The 18105-nt window shown below is 37.7% G+C and carries 18 protein-coding genes; 12 read left to right on the top strand and 6 right to left on the bottom strand.

The window, feature by feature from the left end:
• Positions 1–59: 59 nt before the first annotated feature.
• Together HHL20_RS06885 and HHL20_RS06880 are read right to left on the bottom strand one after the other, a co-directional pair.
• Positions 60–596 (bottom strand): GLPGLI family protein, encoded by a 537-nt coding sequence (locus HHL20_RS06885; protein ID WP_169230421.1) that lies wholly within the window; start codon positions 594–596, stop codon positions 60–62.
• A complete protein-coding gene (locus HHL20_RS06880; protein ID WP_169230420.1) occupies positions 593–880 on the bottom strand; it encodes a hypothetical protein in 288 nt (95 codons plus the stop codon). The genes HHL20_RS06885 and HHL20_RS06880 overlap by 4 nt, the downstream gene beginning before the upstream one ends.
• A 139-nt stretch (positions 881–1019) precedes the next feature.
• On the opposite strand from HHL20_RS06880, the gene HHL20_RS06875 reads away from it, so the two are divergent.
• The 5 genes from HHL20_RS06875 to HHL20_RS06855 all read left to right on the top strand — a co-directional run bounded on the left by HHL20_RS06875 (position 1020) and on the right by HHL20_RS06855 (position 6652).
• Positions 1020–2213, top strand: coding sequence for a pyridoxal phosphate-dependent aminotransferase (locus HHL20_RS06875; protein ID WP_169230419.1), 1194 nt, complete (start codon positions 1020–1022; stop codon positions 2211–2213).
• Between the two features lie 34 nt (positions 2214–2247).
• Positions 2248–5187: a M16 family metallopeptidase gene (locus tag HHL20_RS06870; protein WP_169230418.1), complete on the top strand. Its 2940-nt coding sequence runs from the start codon at positions 2248–2250 to the stop codon at positions 5185–5187.
• Between the two features lie 159 nt (positions 5188–5346).
• Complete coding sequence (locus HHL20_RS06865) at positions 5347–5979, top strand: peroxiredoxin (protein WP_169230417.1); 633 nt, start codon at positions 5347–5349, stop codon at positions 5977–5979.
• Positions 5980–6098: 119 nt separating this feature from the next.
• Complete coding sequence (locus HHL20_RS06860) at positions 6099–6404, top strand: thioredoxin family protein (protein WP_072883076.1); 306 nt, start codon at positions 6099–6101, stop codon at positions 6402–6404.
• On the top strand, positions 6404–6652 hold the full coding sequence (locus HHL20_RS06855; RefSeq protein ID WP_169230416.1) for a DUF6952 family protein: 249 nt from the start codon (positions 6404–6406) through the stop codon (positions 6650–6652). The genes HHL20_RS06860 and HHL20_RS06855 overlap by 1 nt, the downstream gene beginning before the upstream one ends.
• 194 nt (positions 6653–6846) lie before the next feature.
• Here HHL20_RS06855 and HHL20_RS06850 read toward each other — a convergent pair whose 3' ends face one another.
• From HHL20_RS06850 to HHL20_RS06840, 3 genes are read right to left on the bottom strand one after another with little or no spacing between them, the layout of a single operon-like run.
• A complete protein-coding gene (locus HHL20_RS06850; protein WP_169230415.1) occupies positions 6847–7533 on the bottom strand; it encodes a Bax inhibitor-1/YccA family protein in 687 nt (228 codons plus the stop codon).
• 41 nt (positions 7534–7574) lie between these two features.
• Positions 7575–8021, bottom strand: coding sequence for a peptidylprolyl isomerase (locus HHL20_RS06845; protein WP_169230414.1), 447 nt, complete (start codon positions 8019–8021; stop codon positions 7575–7577).
• 37 nt (positions 8022–8058) lie between these two features.
• On the bottom strand, positions 8059–9093 hold the full coding sequence (locus HHL20_RS06840) for an acyl-CoA reductase (protein ID WP_169230413.1): 1035 nt from the start codon (positions 9091–9093) through the stop codon (positions 8059–8061).
• Between the two features lie 59 nt (positions 9094–9152).
• Here HHL20_RS06840 and HHL20_RS06835 point away from each other — a divergent pair, with 59 nt between their 5' ends.
• The 7 genes from HHL20_RS06835 to HHL20_RS06805 all read left to right on the top strand — a co-directional run bounded on the left by HHL20_RS06835 (position 9153) and on the right by HHL20_RS06805 (position 16839).
• A complete protein-coding gene (locus tag HHL20_RS06835; RefSeq protein WP_169230412.1) occupies positions 9153–9503 on the top strand; it encodes a 4Fe-4S binding protein in 351 nt (116 codons plus the stop codon).
• Between the two features lie 112 nt (positions 9504–9615).
• Positions 9616–10680: a 3-phosphoserine/phosphohydroxythreonine transaminase gene (serC, locus tag HHL20_RS06830; RefSeq protein WP_169230411.1), complete on the top strand. Its 1065-nt coding sequence runs from the start codon at positions 9616–9618 to the stop codon at positions 10678–10680.
• 122 nt (positions 10681–10802) lie between these two features.
• The gene (locus HHL20_RS06825; protein ID WP_169230410.1) at positions 10803–11765 is read left to right on the top strand and encodes a D-2-hydroxyacid dehydrogenase; all 963 of its coding nucleotides are present in this window, start codon (positions 10803–10805) and stop codon (positions 11763–11765) included.
• 3 nt (positions 11766–11768) lie between these two features.
• On the top strand, positions 11769–13013 hold the full coding sequence (locus tag HHL20_RS06820) for a DUF1015 domain-containing protein (RefSeq protein WP_169230409.1): 1245 nt from the start codon (positions 11769–11771) through the stop codon (positions 13011–13013).
• A 53-nt stretch (positions 13014–13066) separates the two neighbouring features.
• On the top strand, positions 13067–14473 hold the full coding sequence (locus tag HHL20_RS06815) for a M20/M25/M40 family metallo-hydrolase (protein WP_169230408.1): 1407 nt from the start codon (positions 13067–13069) through the stop codon (positions 14471–14473).
• A gap of 184 nt (positions 14474–14657) precedes the next feature.
• A complete protein-coding gene (locus HHL20_RS06810; RefSeq protein WP_169230407.1) occupies positions 14658–15437 on the top strand; it encodes a hypothetical protein in 780 nt (259 codons plus the stop codon).
• A 46-nt stretch (positions 15438–15483) separates the two neighbouring features.
• A complete protein-coding gene (locus HHL20_RS06805) occupies positions 15484–16839 on the top strand; it encodes a M28 family peptidase (protein ID WP_169230406.1) in 1356 nt (451 codons plus the stop codon).
• A gap of 51 nt (positions 16840–16890) precedes the next feature.
• Here the strand turns inward: HHL20_RS06805 and HHL20_RS06800 are convergent, their stop codons facing one another.
• Positions 16891–17067 carry a hypothetical protein gene (locus HHL20_RS06800; RefSeq protein ID WP_228463118.1) on the bottom strand — a complete coding sequence of 59 codons (177 nt, stop codon included), beginning with the start codon at positions 17065–17067 and terminating at the stop codon, positions 16891–16893.
• Positions 17068–18105: the final 1038 nt, after the last annotated feature.

Genomic DNA, 18105 nt, shown 5'->3' with positions numbered 1-18105 from the left:
TTATAAGCTTTATTCAAATATCCGCAAGTAAAGATTGCTCTATTCTTCATCTTTTACCGTTATTCTTTTTCAATATAATTATTGGTTCTTTTTAAACGTTTGGTCATTTCTTCATCCATCTTGCGCATTTTTTTCATGTCTTCTGTTCCAATCTTTGCAATATATCCGTCTTTAAGCTGAAGATCTACCCTTCCTTCCTGCTTATTAATACTTATGCTTTCAATATCTTCGTTGGTAAAGATAAAGCTGCTCATGGTTTTTTTATACTCGGAAAAGCTCATTTGCCTGGCAGACCTTGGCAGGAGTGAAAAAATTTCGTTGATTTTCTTAATCTGAATTAAATTAAAAATATGATCGTTTTCAGAATCTTTAATGCTGACAACAATTCCGGGAAGGCCTGAAAACTTGTACGGACCGTCGTTAATGGGATATTCTTTACTGAACCATGCTTCCCAGATTCTTCCCTTATACTTTGCAGTTGCTTTCTGACAGCTGATTCCGTTAATCTTTGTAAATTCCTGTTCGATATTCCATTTCGGAATTTCAATTTCGGAAATTACAAGATGTACGGTCTTAAAGGTATCATAAAAGTTCATTTTTTTTTTGAATAATCTTTTTCAATAATATAGCTTAAATTCTGATCGTAAGACTTGGCCTGAAGAAGATCTTTATAACTTTTTGTAACAGCGTACGCCGAATCTCTATCAAACTTTGCAGCATTATAAAAATAAGATTTCCGGCCATTCGTATCAAGATTCATATAATCGGTAATTGCAGAATCTTTCTTACCGGCGTCGGGTTTCATGCTGTATGAATAGGTAAATCGATAATTTTGCGCAGAAAAAAGAGAAACGATAAGAAGAAAGAATAATTTATACATTATGAATATATTAATATTTTAAAAATCTGGTTGAATAACTACAAACATAGTGATAAACTTTAACCTGAACAAACCTGATACATTTTAATTTTCAGTAAAATACTTTTTATATATATTTGTTAAAATAGAAATAACTTAAATGGAGAAACTTTCAGACAGAGTACAACGACTTGGTTACTCACAGACATTTGTTATGTCCAACAAGGCCAGAGAAATGAAAGCCAGCGGAATAGATGTTATCAGCCTTACCTTGGGCGAACCAGATTTCGACGTTCCGGATAATATCAAACAGGCCGCTTTCGATGCTATCAACGAAAACTACAGTCACTACTCTCCTGTTCCCGGTTTTTTAGAGCTACGGGAAGCAATTGCCTACAAACTGAAAAGAGATAATGAATTAGAATACAAGCCATCACAAATTTGTGTATCAAACGGTGCTAAACAGGCCATTTTGAATGTTTTAGCCGCTTTGCTGAATGACGGTGATGAAGTTATCCTTCCGAATCCTTACTGGGTAAGCTATGATGAAATGGTAAAAATGATGGGCGGAACTTCCGTAATGCTTCCCACTTCTTATGTAACGGATTTTAAGATTACCGCTGAACAGCTTGAAGAAGCAATCACAGAAAAAACCAAAGCGGTGCTTTTCAGTTCACCCTGTAATCCGTCAGGTGGATATTATACCTACGATGAACTGAAATCATTGGCGGCGGTTATTGCAAAGTATCCTCATGTTACTGTAATCTCAGATGAGATCTACGAATATATTAACTACGAAACAAAAACAACCTCTATCGCACAATTTCCGGAAGTTTACGAGCAGACTGCCGTTATCAACGGGATGTCTAAAGCTTTCGCAATGACAGGATGGCGAATCGGGTATTCCGCATGTCCGGAATGGCTGGCAAAAGCCTGTGAAAAAATTCAGGGCCAGATGACCAGCGGAGCCAACACTATGGCTCAGAAAGCCTCGATCACAGCATTAAAAACAGATCCTTCAGAATATAAATACATGATTGATGCTTTCAGAAAAAGAAGAGATTTGGTGTATGATTTAATCAAGGAAATTCCAGGATTCAAAGTAGTCCTTCCGAAAGCTGCTTTTTATTTCTTTCCTGATATATCATTTTACATCGGAAAAACGTTAAATGGAACAGAAATTAAAAATTCTGATGACTTTGCCATGTTCCTACTCGAAAATGCACATGTCGGCTGTGTGGGCGGTGTTTCATTTGGGAGCCCGGAATGCATCAGATTTTCTTACGCAGCTTCCGAGGACGATCTTAAAGAAGCGATGAGAAGAATTAAACATACATTAGAACAATTCAGTTAAAATAATTATAATAAAAACTAAAACTATCATCACAATGAATTTTTTAAAGAAAATTACTATTGTTACAAGCATTGCAGCAGCCAGCTACTGCGGATATGCTTTTGGGCAGGATTTCCAGTGGAAAGAAGCCAAATCAAACGGCTACACTTATAAATATGTAACCAACGATCCTACCGCTGCAAGATATTACACCTTGAAAAATGGTCTTACCGTTATTTTAAGTCCTACAAAAAAAGATCCTAGAATACAGACTTATATAGCTACCAAAGCAGGAAGTAAAACTGATCCTTCGGATCATACCGGTCTTGCTCATTATCTTGAACACATGCTTTTTAAAGGAACAGATCAGTTCGGTTCCAAAGACTGGGCAAAAGAAAAGCCGTTGCTGGATCAGATCGATGCACTTTATGAAAAGTATAACTCTACTAAAGACGAAGCAAAAAGAAAGGAAATCTACAAAGAGATTGATAAAGTTTCCGGAGAGGCTGCAAAATATGCCATCGCCAATGAGTACGACAAAATGATGGCGGGAATGGGTGCAGACGGAACCAATGCCTTCACCTCTTACGAGCAGACAGTGTATACTGAGGACATCCCTGCGAATGTTACGGATAAATTTCTTGCCGTTCAGGCTGAACGTTTCAGACAGCCGATTTTAAGGCTTTTCCATACAGAACTAGAAGCAGTTTATGAAGAAAAAAACCGCGGTCTGGATAACGACGGAAGAAAAGTTCTGGAATCGATGTTTGCGGCAATGTTCCCCAATAACAATTACGGAAAACAGACGACCATCGGAACGATTGAGCACCTGAAAAACCCTTCATTAAAGGCGATCCGAGAATATTATAACAACTATTATGTTCCGAACAATATGGGAATTATCATGTCAGGAGATTTTAATCCTGATGAAATGATTGCCAAGATCGACAAGGCGTTTTCATACATGAAAAACAAACCTGTTCCTGTATATAATCCCGGACAGGAAAGTCCGATCAATTCACCGATAACCAGAGAAGTTTACGGGCCGAATCCTGAAAATATCATGATCGGATTCCGTTTTCCTGGAGCTACCACGAAAGACGCAAGAATGCTGAATTTCATCGGAAGCATGCTTACCAACGGACAGGCCGGATTAATAGATCTTGATCTTGTTAAAAAACAGAAGTTACTGAGCGCATACGCTTTCCCATATGTGCTGAAAGATTATTCGGCATTATTGTTACAGGGAAATCCTACGGAAGGTCAGTCTTTGGATGATGTGAAAAGCTTATTGCTTCAGGAGATTGACAAATTGAGAAAAGGTGAATTTTCGGATGATCTTTTACAGTCAATTGTTAATAATGAAAAGAAGAACATTATCCAGAAGTATGAAAAATATTCTTCAAGAGCCGAGTCTCTGATGGATGAATTTACTTCTGAAGTGGACCATAAAACGCAGCTGGAATACATTGAAGAAATTTCTAAAATAACAAAGAAAGACATCATGGATTTTGCCTCCAGATATCTTAAAGACAACAACTATGTAGCGGTCTACAAAAGAAAAGGAGAAGACAAAAATATTCTGAAAGTGGATAAACCTGCCATCACAGCAGTGTCCGTAAACAGAGAAGATCAATCGCCGTTCCTGAAAAAAATTGATGAAATGCCGGAATCGCCGATCGCTCCGATGTGGCTTGATTTTAATAAAGATATTGCTAAAAGTAAGCTGAAGTCAGTAGATATCCTTTCTGTAAAAAATACGGATAACCAGCTTTTCAGATTGTACTATTACTTTGATTCAGGAAGATGGAATAATAAATTACTTCCTTTCGCTGCGGAATACCTGCAATATTTAGGAACCAAAAACAAATCATCGGAACAGATCAGTAAAGAGTTTTACAAACTGGCATCAAGCTTTAATGTAAGTGCAGGAAATGAAGAAACTTATGTCTCTCTGGAAGGGTTAAATGAAAATTTCGAAAAAACGGCTGCGTTATTCGAAGATCTTATTAAAAACTGCCAACCGGATCAGAAAGCCCTGGATTCCTATAAAGCAAGACTTAAAAAGTCAAGAGCTAATGCAAAACAGAATAAAGGAGCAATCATGAGCGGGCTAAGAAGTTACGCTCAGTATGGACCGCAAAATCCTTTCAATAATGTTTTAACGGATGCTGAGCTTGACGCATTAAAAGCAGAAGATCTTGTGAATATGCTTCATGATTTATTTAATTATAAGCATAAAATCCTTCACTACGGACCAAAATCTGCGGATCAGGTTTCATCTTCACTGGCTTCGATCCATAATGTTCCGGCTTCGCTTAAAGATATGCCGAAATCTAAAACGTTCACACAGGTTTCTACAGATAAAAACAAAGTGTTGTTCGCTCATTATGATATGGTGCAGGCAGAGATTTTCTGGATACGAAACAGCAATCCTTACAACGTGAGCATTACCCCTACCGTAAGCTTATTTAACAATTATTTCGGTGGCGGAATGGGTTCCGTAGTGTTCCAGACGATCAGGGAGTCAAAAGCTTTGGCATATTCTACGTATTCTTATTTTTCTCTTCCGGGCAAAAAAGAAGACAAAGACATGATCATGGCTTATGTAGGAACTCAGGCAGATAAATTCAATGAATCTACAACCGCGATGAATGAGCTTCTGACTACCCTTCCAAAATCTGACCAGCTGTTTGAAACGGCGAAAAGCGGACTGAAAAAGACCATTGCATCAGAAAGAATTACGCAGGACGGGATCATCTTTACTTATCTGAGAGCACAAAAGCTCGGAAACAATTCAGACATCAGGAAGAATGTATATGAGCAGGCTCCGAAACTTACTTTTGCAGATATCAACAGTTTCCACGATCAGGAGATGAAAGACAAAAATTACACCTACTGTGTAGTTGCTTCTCAGGATAAAGTGAATGAAGCAGATATGCAGAAACTCGGTGAAGTGAAAAAGCTGAATCTTACTGAAATATTTGGTTATTAAAAACCAATTATAAATTATTGAAAGCCCTGAATTCAGGGCTTTTTTATTTCTATCAGATCAAAAATAATTATAGATTTTATTTATCGAAATCAACTTGTTCGATAGACGAAATAGTTCTATATTTGCACTAGAAAAATTTAAATATAAAAACAAGAAATTATGTCTTTAGTAGGAAAAAAATTCCCGAATGTAACCATCGACGCAATGTCTGAAATGGGTGATGATCTTAGAATCAATGTTTTTGAAGAAGCAACTGCGAATCAGCAAAAAGTTCTTTTATTCTGGTACCCGAAAGATTTTACTTTCGTATGCCCGACTGAACTTCACGCTTTCCAGGAAGCTTTAGGAGAATTTGAAAAAAGAAACACTAAAGTAATCGGTGCTTCTTGCGATACAAACGAAGTGCATTTTGCATGGCTGAATGTTTCAAAAGACAACGGAGGTATTGAAGGAGTTACTTATCCGATTCTTGCCGATACACACAGACAGCTGGCAAACCTTTTAGGAATTGTTGATCAGGATTTTGAATACAATGACGAAGGTGAAGAAGTTTTCACAGGTTCAAACGTTACTTACAGAGCAACCTATCTTATCGACGAAACAGGAAAAATTTTCCACGAGTCTGTAAACGATATGCCTTTGGGAAGAAACGTAAAAGAATATTTAAGATTAATCGACGCTTATACTCACGTTCAGAAGCATGGTGAAGTTTGTCCGGCTAACTGGGAAGAAGGAAAAGACGCAATGAAGGCTGACAGAAATTCTACTGCTGAGTATTTAGCTAAAAATTAAGATTTTTAATATAACAATGTATCAATCTAATAATGTAACATGATGCAGGAGAAGATGATATTGATAAACCGTTACATAGCAGGATTGGTACATTGTTTATTTTTTATAAAAATAAATTTATGTATACAGAATTAACAGAAGATACGCTGCAGAATATTGTAAGCGAAAATGAAAAAGTAGTCGTACAGTACGGCGCAACATGGTGTGGGAACTGCAGAATTATGAAGCCGAAATTCAAAAAATTAGCTTCTGAAAATGACAGTATTCCTTTCTTATATGTAGACGCCGAAAAATTGCCGGAAAGCCGAAAATTGGCCAAAGTAGATAACCTGCCGACTTTTGCCATTTTCAGAAACGGTGAGCTGGTAAATCAGGTTCAGACCAATAAAGCAGAGAGTTTAACCGAATTATTTAACGAATTATAATGAAGTTACCGATCATAAGACAGTTTTATCAGACGCAGACGCCTGAAAACCTGGAAAAAACCCTTGAAGTCCTGGAAAGCTTTACAGAGTTCAGAGGTACAACGGAAGAGGATATGAATGTTGCCGGAGAATTAATTACCAACATCTGTGGAGCGCTGGAAGTTCACGCCAGTGTACAATCCGGAATGAGCGAGAAAGATGCTTTAAACTCTTTTGCTCAAAAAGTTTTAGGATCTATTGATAAATAAAATTTGAAAGATTTTAAGCTTAAATTCCGCGAAGTTTATAGGTAAAACTTCCAAACAAAAATCCCGATGAAAAACATCAGGATTTTTTGGGTTTATAGAATTTCTCTTTACTAAATAATTCCAAAATAGAAATCAGATCTCAGTCCGTAGGTCTGTTATCTTTTCTCTATTATCTATTCTTAATTCATATTTTATCAGCTTCTTCTGCTCATCAGAATACTTAAAATATACCAGAATAAAAGCATGATCGAAGCAAAAAGCTGAAGAGAAGCTCCTACATACTGGTTTGTGCTGTAAGAATCTTTTAATTTGCTTGTCTGGTAAAGAATGGTTGCAGAAGCTAAAATTACCATTCCTACAGAGAACCAAAGTCCGAGGTTAAAGCTAAAAAGCATCCCTCCTACAATAAGACCAAGAGCGATAAATCCTCCGATCACAATAATGTTTCTAAGAAAAGAAAAATCTCTTTTTGAAGTAAATGCGACGAATGAAATCCCTGAAAACATGGCAATCGTAAGCATTGCTGCCTGATAAATGACCTGCGGGCCTGCATATAATGTTGCAATCTTAATTAATGGAAGAAAAATAACGGCTTCCAGAAGGATGTAAAATCCTAACCCAAGATACTGTGTCGATTTGCTGAGTGAAAGCGACCACTTTGTAGCCAAAACAGAAGCAAGCCAGAATACGCCGATAATTAAAAGCCAGATATACCGTTGACCAAACATGGCAAAGATTACCTGGTCCGGAACGATCTGTAGTAAAACAGTTTCCACACCAATAAAGGCAAGAATTGCCAATGCAACGTGAAGGTAAGTTTTTTTGTAAAAGTCGGCTTTCTCAATATCTGAGGAGTGCGCAACCAAAACGTCTGTCATCATAGTTAATTTATTATTTTTTATATTATTTTATTTCTTATAATTTATTTGCTGTATTCAGGTTTTACCCCAAGAATCTTTCCATCATTCTCAAAGACTACAGTAATAATATCCCGCGGCGGATTTTGTTGATCATCGGCATATTTGTATTGAATAATCGGATATGTTTCATTCTCATACAATTTCTGGTACCCTGACTTATATACGTCCATTTTCCGTTCAAAACTGATACCTCCCGATAATTTTGTAACAATATCGTCAGACATATAATATTTGATTTTATCAGAAACCAAGGTTTTAATTTTTTCTTTATCCGAAGCTTTCAGAGCAGCAACAAAGTTTATAAAAGTCTGATTGTACAAATTAATTTTATCCTTGCTTAATTCCGATGTAAGCTCTATCTTCTTGCTTTCAACAACTGTAATTTTACTTTCCTGGGAAATCGCCCAATGGAAAGCAAAAAACGCACTTATAAAAAGTATTTTTTTCATGTGAATCTATGATTGGTTGACAGCAAGATACGAAGAATTATATTACTGATAAAAATTTCATCGTATCAACATTGTCGGCATACGTACTAAGACCCGGATTTTGAGCTTCACCCAAAGCTACGGAGTCTAAACCTAATTCTTCCTTAGCCACAACACACTGAATATTTTCTTCATTCGCAGCAATAAAATCCTTTACTTCATCCAAAGAAGAATACCTGCTGAAATTAATAACGGAAAGCGGACTGAACAGCTTATCGTCTTCTTTCAGCATCACAAAATTATTATCCCAGAATTTTTCCTGGTTTAAAAGATAAACCGCCCTGTTGTAATCATAATTATTCGCGTATTTATTATGATTGATAATATCTTGGAAACCAATAAAGCTTTCAAAAATCCTGTCAATAACATAATCCTGCGGAATTAAAAGGCGGGTTACATTTCTGCAGCCTAACCCGAAATACCGGAAAATATCTTCAGCCAGAAGCTTCAGTTCATCTTCTGTCTCATCACCTTTGATCACTGCAACAGACGTTCTGTTCTTCCTGATGATGTGAAGATGATTCTTAAAGTAATACTCAAGGTATCTTGCCGTATTGTTGCTTCCCGTAGCAATTACCGCATCAAAATTTTCGAGCCTTTCCACAAATTCAAATGCTACGTTTCCATCTGAAAATTCATTCCATTTTTTAAGTAAAAAAGGAATCATGTAGCGGTCTTTCGAAGACAACTTGATTAGAGGGATGTGATTGCTCAGCACAACGGAAATTACATCATGAAACCCTACCATAGGGATATTACCGGCAAGGATGAGTCCTACTCTTTTTGATATTTTGGAAACGGAATATTCTTGTAGCCAGTTGTTTATATTTTCCTCTGTCAGCAGATCGGCCCACTGCTGAAGAGCAAATTTCTGGTTTTCAACTGTAAACCACGGGTTCTCAATTTCAGACTTCTTCATCAAAAGTTCAAAATCAACATCATTTTCATTATAATTTTCAGAATTTTTTGATAAAAATGCTTTTATATAATCACTAAGCCTTGTAAGTCCTAAAACTTGATTTTCAATATTCATAAGTACTGTAAAATTGGGGAATATTTTGTAATTTTGTGCAAATTTAAAAAAAATTAGCGATGGCTATTAAAATAACTGATGAATGCATTAATTGCGGGGCATGCGAACCAGAATGTCCAAATAATGCAATTTATGAAGGAGCAGTAGATTGGAAAGCTTCAGAAGGTACCGAACTGAAAGGTACTGTAACATTAACCTCAGGCCTTACGGTAGATGCAGATGCACCGCAGGAGCCGGTAAGTGACGATGTATATTTCATTGTAACAGACAAATGTACCGAGTGCAAAGGCTTCCACGAAGAGCCGCAATGCGCCGCCGTATGTCCTGTAGACTGCTGTGTTCCGGATGAAGATCACGTAGAGTCTGAAGAAGAACTGCTTAACAAAAAAGCATTTTTACACGGAGAATAAAAACTGCCGTCTCATTCATCATGAGACGGTTTTTTATATAAGAAACCCTATCAATAAACAATAAATGAAGCCGTAAGAACAAGTCTTTTGCGGCAGCCAAAAAATAAACAATATGAGCAAAAAACACAACTTTAGCGCAGGACCATGCATTCTACCACAGGAAGTTTTCGAAAAATCGGCGCAGGCCATTTTAGACTTCAACGGAATCGGCTTGTCTCTTCTGGAGATATCTCACAGAAGCAAAGATTTTGTAGCGGTAATGGATGAAGCCCGCGCCATCGTAAAAAGACTGATGAATCTTGGCGATGATTATGAAGTATTGTATTTAGGAGGCGGAGCAAGCCTTCAGTTTGCTATGGTTCCGTACAACCTGATGAAAGTGGGCGGAAAGGCAGCCTATCTTGATACAGGAACCTGGGCGGCAGGAGCCATTAAAGAAGCCAAAAAAGTAGGAACTGTAGACGTAGTAGGATCTTCAAAAGAAGAAAACTACGCTTTCATTCCGAAAGACTATAAAGTAGGATCAGAATACGATTATTTCCACTGCACTTCCAATAATACCATCTACGGAACCCAGATGAAATCTTTCCCGGAAGTGGACACGCTGATGGTTTGTGACATGAGCTCAGATATTTTCTCAAGACAATTGGATTTCTCAAAATTTGATCTAATCTACGCCGGAGCACAGAAAAACATGGGACCTGCAGGAGTAACGCTGGTTGTCATTAAAAAAGAAATTTTAGGTAAAACAGGAAGAGAAAATATGTTCTCTATTCTGGATTATTCTCAGCATATCGCAAAAGAATCAATGTACAATACGCCGCCCGTTTTCCCGGTATACGCGTCTTTACTGACTTTGCAGCACCTTGAACAAAACGGCGGAATTGCAGGAGCAGAAGCGCGTAACGAAGCAAAAGCCAAACTATTATATGATGAAATAGACAACAATCCGTTGTTTGAATCATTCTGCGCAAAAGAAGACCGTTCCCTGATGAATGTTTCTTTCAGAATTACTGATGAAAGCAAAAAAGAAGAATTCGACAGTGCATGGAAAGCTGCAGGAATCAGCGGGCTGAACGGACACAGAAGCCTTGGAGGCTACAGAGCGAGCCTTTATAATGCTTTGCCTATCGAAAGCGTTCAGGTATTGGTAGATGTAATGAAATCGTTCAGGTAACTGAAAGAGTAAAAATTCAGAGATTAAAAGATGAGTATCATTATTTTAAATTTTCTTAATTTGCGAGCCGATTTAGAATTTTTAAATACTTTAATTTTTTTAATCTTAAATCAATAAAAATCATGAAAGTTTTAGCTAACGACGGTATTTCCAAAGCGGGTGAACAGGCATTGAAAGATGCGGGAATTGAAATTCTGGACAACAGGGTTGCCCAGGATCATGTCATCAATTTCATCAACGAAAATAAGGTTGATGTTCTGCTCGTAAGAAGCGCCACCAAAGTAAGACAGGATCTTATAGATGCCTGTCCGGGCCTTAAAATTATCGGTCGGGGCGGTATCGGCATGGATAATATCGACGTAGAATATGCCATCGACAAAGGAATTCATGTCATCAATACACCCACTGCTTCATCAAAATCTGTTGCAGAGTTGGTGTTTGCCCATTTTTTCTCGCTGGCAAGATTTCTTCACGAATCCAACAGGCTGATGCCTTTAGAAGGTGAAACCCACTTCAATGCGATGAAAAAATCCTTCAGCAAAGCTTATGAACTTTCAGGAAAAACATTAGGAGTAATAGGCTTCGGAAGCATCGGTCAGGAAGTTGTTAAAATGGGGATTTCCCTGGGAATGAAAGTTGTCGTTCTCACAAGAAAGCCTAAAACGAAAGTTCTCGCTCTTGAATTTTTCGATGGACAGACGGTCAGCTTTGAAATTACGTCAACCAACGATATGGATGCTTTCCTTAAAGAGGCAGACTTTATCAGCATCAATACTCCGAAAACCAATGAATATATCATAGACACGCCCCAGTTTGAAAAAATGAAGGACGGCGTTTATATAGTAAATACTGCAAGAGGCGGTGTCATCAATGAAGTATCCCTGATCGATTTTATTGAATCGGGTAAAGTAGCCGGCGCGGCATTGGATGTTTTTGAAAAAGAACCCACTCCGGAAGTGCTTCTGCTGATGAACCCTGCCCTTTCGCTTTCGCCGCATGTTGGCGGAAATACCGTAGATGCCCAGGAAAAAATCGGGGTAGAGCTTGCAGAACAAATTATCAAGATAAAAGAAACTATACAATAAAATATGCCTGTTTTTAAACCATTTCGCGGAATAAGACCTCATAAAGACTATGAGAGTACTTTCCCTACTCATCCTCTCGATAACTTCACCCAGGAAGAGATAGCGGAAAAAGCTCAAGTTGAAGATACTTACATCAATATGATAAAACCTTATGTTGTAAGCAAATCTAAAGATATTGATAGGAATTTAAGAAAAATCCGTTCTACTTTTGAAGAGCTGATGGATGAGAATAAACTCGTTCAGGACAACTCGGCCTACTATCTTTATGAGCAGATCTATCCCAATAAACAGGTTTTCAGGGGACTTTTAGGCCTTGCAAGTATCGAAGACTTCTGGAACGGAAAAATCAAAAGGCACGAAAGTACCATTCCGCAGAAAAAAGAAAAGCTTGCTCATTATCTTGAAAAAGTAAACCTGCAGGCAGAACCGGTTTTACTAACGTACCCTGCCAATTCCAAGATAGAGCTTCTCATGAACCATGAGGAAAAAAACGTTCCGATCTTTAATCATGTTGATACAAAAGGAATCAGGCACAAAATCTGGAGAATCGACAACCGTCTCAAATTGCAGCAGTTTAAAGAGGTGATTGATCAGATTGATGCTTTTTACATTGCAGACGGACATCACCGAATCGGTTCTACGGCACTTAATGCCAAACATCAGAAAGACAAAAACAAAAGACATAACGGAACAGAACTTTACAACTTTGTATACAGCTTTATCGTTTCTAACCAGTCGATTAAAATCCACGACTATAACAGGATCTTAACGGATCTCAACGGATTATCAACCGAAGAATTCCTAAAAGAGCTGGAAACCTATTTTCTCATCCACGAAAAAGGAGAAGCCCCTTATTTCCCGTCGCAGAAGTTCCACATTTCGATGTACATGGACGGTAAATTCTACTCGCTTCACGTAAAGCACGATCTTCGTTCCCAGGAAATGTCGCTTGACAATCTGGACCATCACCTTCTGGATAAATATGTTTTCAAGAATATTTTAAAAATAGAAGATCCCGACAGCTCCGAAAAAATAGACTACATCAAAGGAACTTCCAATATCGAGGGAATCAATCATCTTAAAGAAAAAATAGACAGCGGTGACGGCCAGGTCGGATTCGGAATTTATCCTGTAAGTTTTAACGACATGATTAAAATTTCGGACCTGAAGCTGAGCATGCCTCCGAAATGTACATTCATTGAGCCTAAATTGGTTACGGCACTTCTGATGTACGATATGAAACAGTAAATAGTAACTAATTTTTCCTTACTTTTAGCATGGAAAAAGAAAGGTAAAAATAAATGAAAAAGATCTTCATTATCATTCCACTCTTTTTGGGTGGATTTTTATTTTCTCAGAAAAAGCCGGTAAAAAAGCCGGTAAGGAAAACCGCCGTCACCCAAAAGCTCAACTATCATGATGAGTTTAAAAAGATTTCCGATGAAATCATGACGAACGGAACCGCATATAATAACCTGGGTGAACTTACCAAAGGAATTGGCCCTCGTTTCAGCGCTTCTCCCGGATATATGAAAGCCGTGGAATGGGCAGAAAAAAAGCTGAAGGAAATAGGTGTGGAAATGATATGGAGGCAGGAAGCCAAAGCGCCGGTATGGATAAGAGGAAGAGAATCCCTGCAGATAAAAGCAGGAAACGGAGAATGGAAAAACATCAGGATGCTCTCCTTCGGAAACTCTGAAGGCACAGGCGGAAAAGATCTTACCGGTGAAATCGTATTAATCGGAAGTACTTCAGAGCTTAATGCTATGTCGGTAGGCCAGCTGAAAGATAAAATTGTTTTTGTTAATCTTCCTATGGATCCTAGGATCATCAATACAAGCGATTCGTACCTGATTACCGCAAAGTCTAAGCTCATCTCCCCTTCCGTTATTGCCAAAACAGGAGCAAAAGCTTTAATTATACGATCATTAACCACGGCCAATGATGACACGCCACATGCCAAGATGATCTATTATGAACCGGATGATAAGGTCAAAATTCCGGCCATGACCATAGGAGCAAGATCGGCAGATGAGCTTGAAAAACTGCTTAAAAAACAGAAAGTCACCGCTAAAATCAATATGACCGCAGAATCGAAAGGCGAAACTACCAATCCCAATATCATCGCTGAAATTCCGGGGAAAAAGGATTCTAAAGTAATTGTTTTGGGAGCTCAGCTGGATTCCTGGGATTTCGGTGAAGGTGCCATTGATGACGGAACCGGAGTTGCGCAGTGTATTGAAGTTTTAAGAACCTTCAAAGCTTTAGGTCTGGAAAATAATCATACCATAAGAGTTGTTTTTTACGCCAACAGTGAAAACGGCGGACAGGGACGTGAAATGTACGCTGCTTACGTGAAAAAGAAAGATGAAAAACATGTTTTCGCTTTGGGAACAGACGCGGGAGGTTATTCACCGAGAGGATTTTCATTAGATATGCCGCCACAAAGAAGACGACAGATCTTCGAATGGAAAAATTATTTCCTTCCTTACGGTATTTATGATTTCGACCAAACCGAAGCCATTCAGGATATTTCTCCCTTGAAAAAGCTGGATATTCCTTTGGCTGAACTGGTTGTAGACACTCAGAGATATTTCGATTATCATCATTCTGAACAGGATACTTTTGATAAAGTGAACAAAAGAGAGCTTCTTCTCGGCGCAGTTGCTATGACACAGATGATTTTTATGATCGACAAAAACTGGTAATTAATCTTTAAAAATGAATACTGTCGACAGCCTGATTGCTAAAAGTAACCTCAGTGGCTTTAAGATCATAAAAACAGATTATATCTCAGAAAAACAACAGATTGTAATACTTAAAGTAAAGCAAAATTCAGAACTGTTTATCGAAATTTTAGATATAAAAAATGATCTCATTAAAGAAATTTCATTGAATGAAAAAATTTATGTCCGACCTTATGAGCGCATTGAATTTCATTCAATTGATAACAATAATTTTTATCTGGGCTGTGATTCCTGGCATTTCATAATAAATTGTGATGGAAAAGTTGTTTTAAAGAAGCAACTTATTAATGAGCTTGGTTATTTAAACAATACACATCTATTAAAGAACTATATTTTTCGGGAAGATTTAACTTTAATAGATCTTAAAGATTTTAAAGAATACAATCTGACGGATTTTTTTGACGAGAATTTTGATGAATATGATTTTACCTTTTTCTATTTTGAAGGAAGATACGGACTGTATTCTTCATCAGATAACAATATTCTCACAATATCTATCTATTGCAAAGACCGTGAAGATCCAAAGGTTTTACATTGTGTTTTAAAAATAAACTCTTTTGAAAACATTGATATTTTATTGGCTGAGAAAATCGATCAGTTAGGATGCTACTATACTCTGAGTGAAAATTTACATGAACTTGCCTACGAAACATATTTCACTGATGATGAATATTGGTACATTAGAGAAATATCCGAAGAAAATTTTAAAAGATCTACAAGCTTTGTAACAGATAAAAACACAAAACTTATCTTTTTTAATGATGAAAATTATATATTGCTCTATGACGAAAAAATTGAGCTGAGGAACAGACACGAAAACAATCTTTTAAAAAGTATTGCAATCGATCATGAATCTTCATACAAATTGGCAAAAAACATTTTGTTTTACATAAAAGATTCAAAGTTGAATTACATTGAATTTTAAATCATTCAATACCATATACATTTGATTTAACCATCAGATATTTACAATGAAAAAGATATTAGGAACATCATTATTACTTCTAGGTTTGACGGTTTTCGCTCAGACCAAAGAAGATTCTGTACAATTTGCAAAAATTTCCACGGAAATTCTTAATAACGGGAAAAGCTATACCGAATTAAGAGATTTAACCAAAAATATCGGTCATCGCTTAAGCGGCTCCGAATCCTACGAAAAAGCCGTAAAATGGGCGGAACAAAAGCTTCGTGATGCGGGAGCCGACAAAGTATGGTTACAGGAAGTCATGATCCCGGTCTGGGTAAGAGGAAAAGAATCTTTACAGATCAAGACCCAATCAGGAAAATGGACCAGCCTTAAAATGCTTTCTTTAGGAAATTCCGAAGGAACAGGCGGAAAAGACGTTTCGGGAGAGATCATCATGGTGAGATCGATGGAGGAATACGACAAACTTTCGCCGGAACAGGTAAAGGATAAAATTGTTTTCTTCAACTACCCTTTCAGTCAGTCTTATGTTGAAACTTTCAGAGGTTATAGCGATGCCGCAAAATACAGAACGACGGCAGCTTCGTTGACCGCAAAAAAAGGCGGAAAGTTTGCCATTATCCGTTCCCTTTCTTCGGCATTTGACGATGTTCCGCATACCGGGGCAATGCGTTATGCGGATGATAAAAAAATCCCTGCCGTTGCCATCGGAAGCACTACTGCAGATGAACTTGCCGAACTGCTGCAATCCCAAAAAGTTACCGCTAAGCTTAATTCCAACTGCGGCATGAAAGAAGAAAAGCTTTCCCACTCCGTTATCGGGGAAATTACAGGCAAAAAAGACCAGAGCGTTATTGTGGTTGGCGGACATCTGGATTCCTGGGATGTAGGCGAAGGCGCACATGACGATGGATCAGGAATCGTTCAAAGCATCGAAGTATTGAGAACTTTTAAAAACTTAGGAATTAAAAATAATCATACCATCCGTGTTGTATGTTTTGCCAACGAAGAAAACGGAGTTAAAGGGGGTGTTCAGTACGGAAAAACAGCCAAAGAAAACAATGAGAAGCATCTTTTCGCCATAGAATCGGATGCGGGCGGGTTTACCCCGAGAGGAATTTCCCTGGATATGGATCCGGAAAAAAGAAAACAGATCCAAAGCTGGTCGGAACTCTTTTTACCCTACGGAATTTATGACTTTAAAAACACCTATTCCGGGACGGACCTTTACCCGCTTCACGATATGGGCATTCCGGCTGCTGAGCTGGTTCCTGATTCCCAGCGGTATTTTGACATCCACCACACGGAAGAAGATACTTTTGAAAAGGTAAACCGAAGAGAACTTCTTTTAGGCGCTGTAGCGATGACCCAGCTTATTTATATGATTGATAAAAACTGGTAGATAATTTAACCGTTCTTTTTAAGAGCGGTTTTTTTGTAAGGTGATTTCTTACTATAATTTTCCCGAAAACCCGTCGCACCCTAGTAATGAACTTTCGGGAACACCCGAAAGGTTGTCGCACCCCTGCAGGAAGCTTTCCGGTAACCGGGAAAGTTCCACGCACCACTGCAATGAGTTTTCCGGGAGACGGGAAAGGCTGTCGCACCCCTGCAGCAAACTTTCCGGCACAATTTGCTTTTTACTTCCTATAAACAACAATATATTGTTAAACAATGAAATATTGTATTAATGTTTTGAGTTGATTGATGAAGCGTACGATCTAATCTGTGTGATCTGTGTGATCTGTGTGATCTGCTGGACAATTAAAAAAACTGATTAATATTATTTACATTTAACGCTACGTACGCAAGGAAATGTTTTATTGTGTGTGTATTATCGAGCGCAAGGGCATTCTATTCAGCAAATGATAGCAACGTCTAATTTAAATTTATAATTTTCTTAAAACACATTTATCATTTGCTGAGTGAAACGCCTTTGCGAGCGGAAATATGTGCAATATTTTATTAAATAGCCAAGCGTTCTTTGCGCTAAAAATAAAAGCTTTTTTAATTTTTAGCATCTGCGCGATATAATAAAATCTGATTTGATGATAAAACCTTTTCAGTACTTGTGCTAAAAAAACAATGTTTTTTTGATTGTCCGTTTATGAACCTAAGGCTTCGACAAGCTCAGCCCGACATTGCTAAAAATAAACCGTTAGTTAGAGTTGTCACACTGAGCTTGTCGAAGTGTATAATAAATCCCTGATTTTCAAACCAGAATGGAGCAGTTTGTTTATAGATATTTAATCGCAAAGCTGATGATAAATAACCATATTAAGGAGCAAAGTTTAATTAACAGGTTGATTTGATAAAGCGCTTGATCTAATCTGTGCTATCTGCGTAATCCGCGGGAGAATGGCTACGGAGAATTATTGGTTAGCATTATTTAACGCTACGACCGCGAAGCAATGCATTATTGTGCGCTTATTCCTGAGCGCAAGGACACTCTGTTCAGCAAGTGACAGCAACGTCTAATTTAAATTTATAATTTTCTTAAAGCACATCTATCATTTGCTGAGTGGAACGCCTTTGCGAACGGAAATATGCGCAATATTTTATTAAATAGCCAAGCGTTCTTTGCGCTAAAAATTAAAAAAGATCAATTTGTTTCTCCCGCTGACTTTTCAGATTTCGCAGATTTATAGCAGGATAAAACTGTTCCGAT

It is taken from the genome of Chryseobacterium cheonjiense (assembly GCF_012927265.1).
Classification (GTDB): domain Bacteria; phylum Bacteroidota; class Bacteroidia; order Flavobacteriales; family Weeksellaceae; genus Chryseobacterium; species Chryseobacterium cheonjiense.
This window is presented reverse-complemented; position numbering and strand designations above follow the sequence as displayed.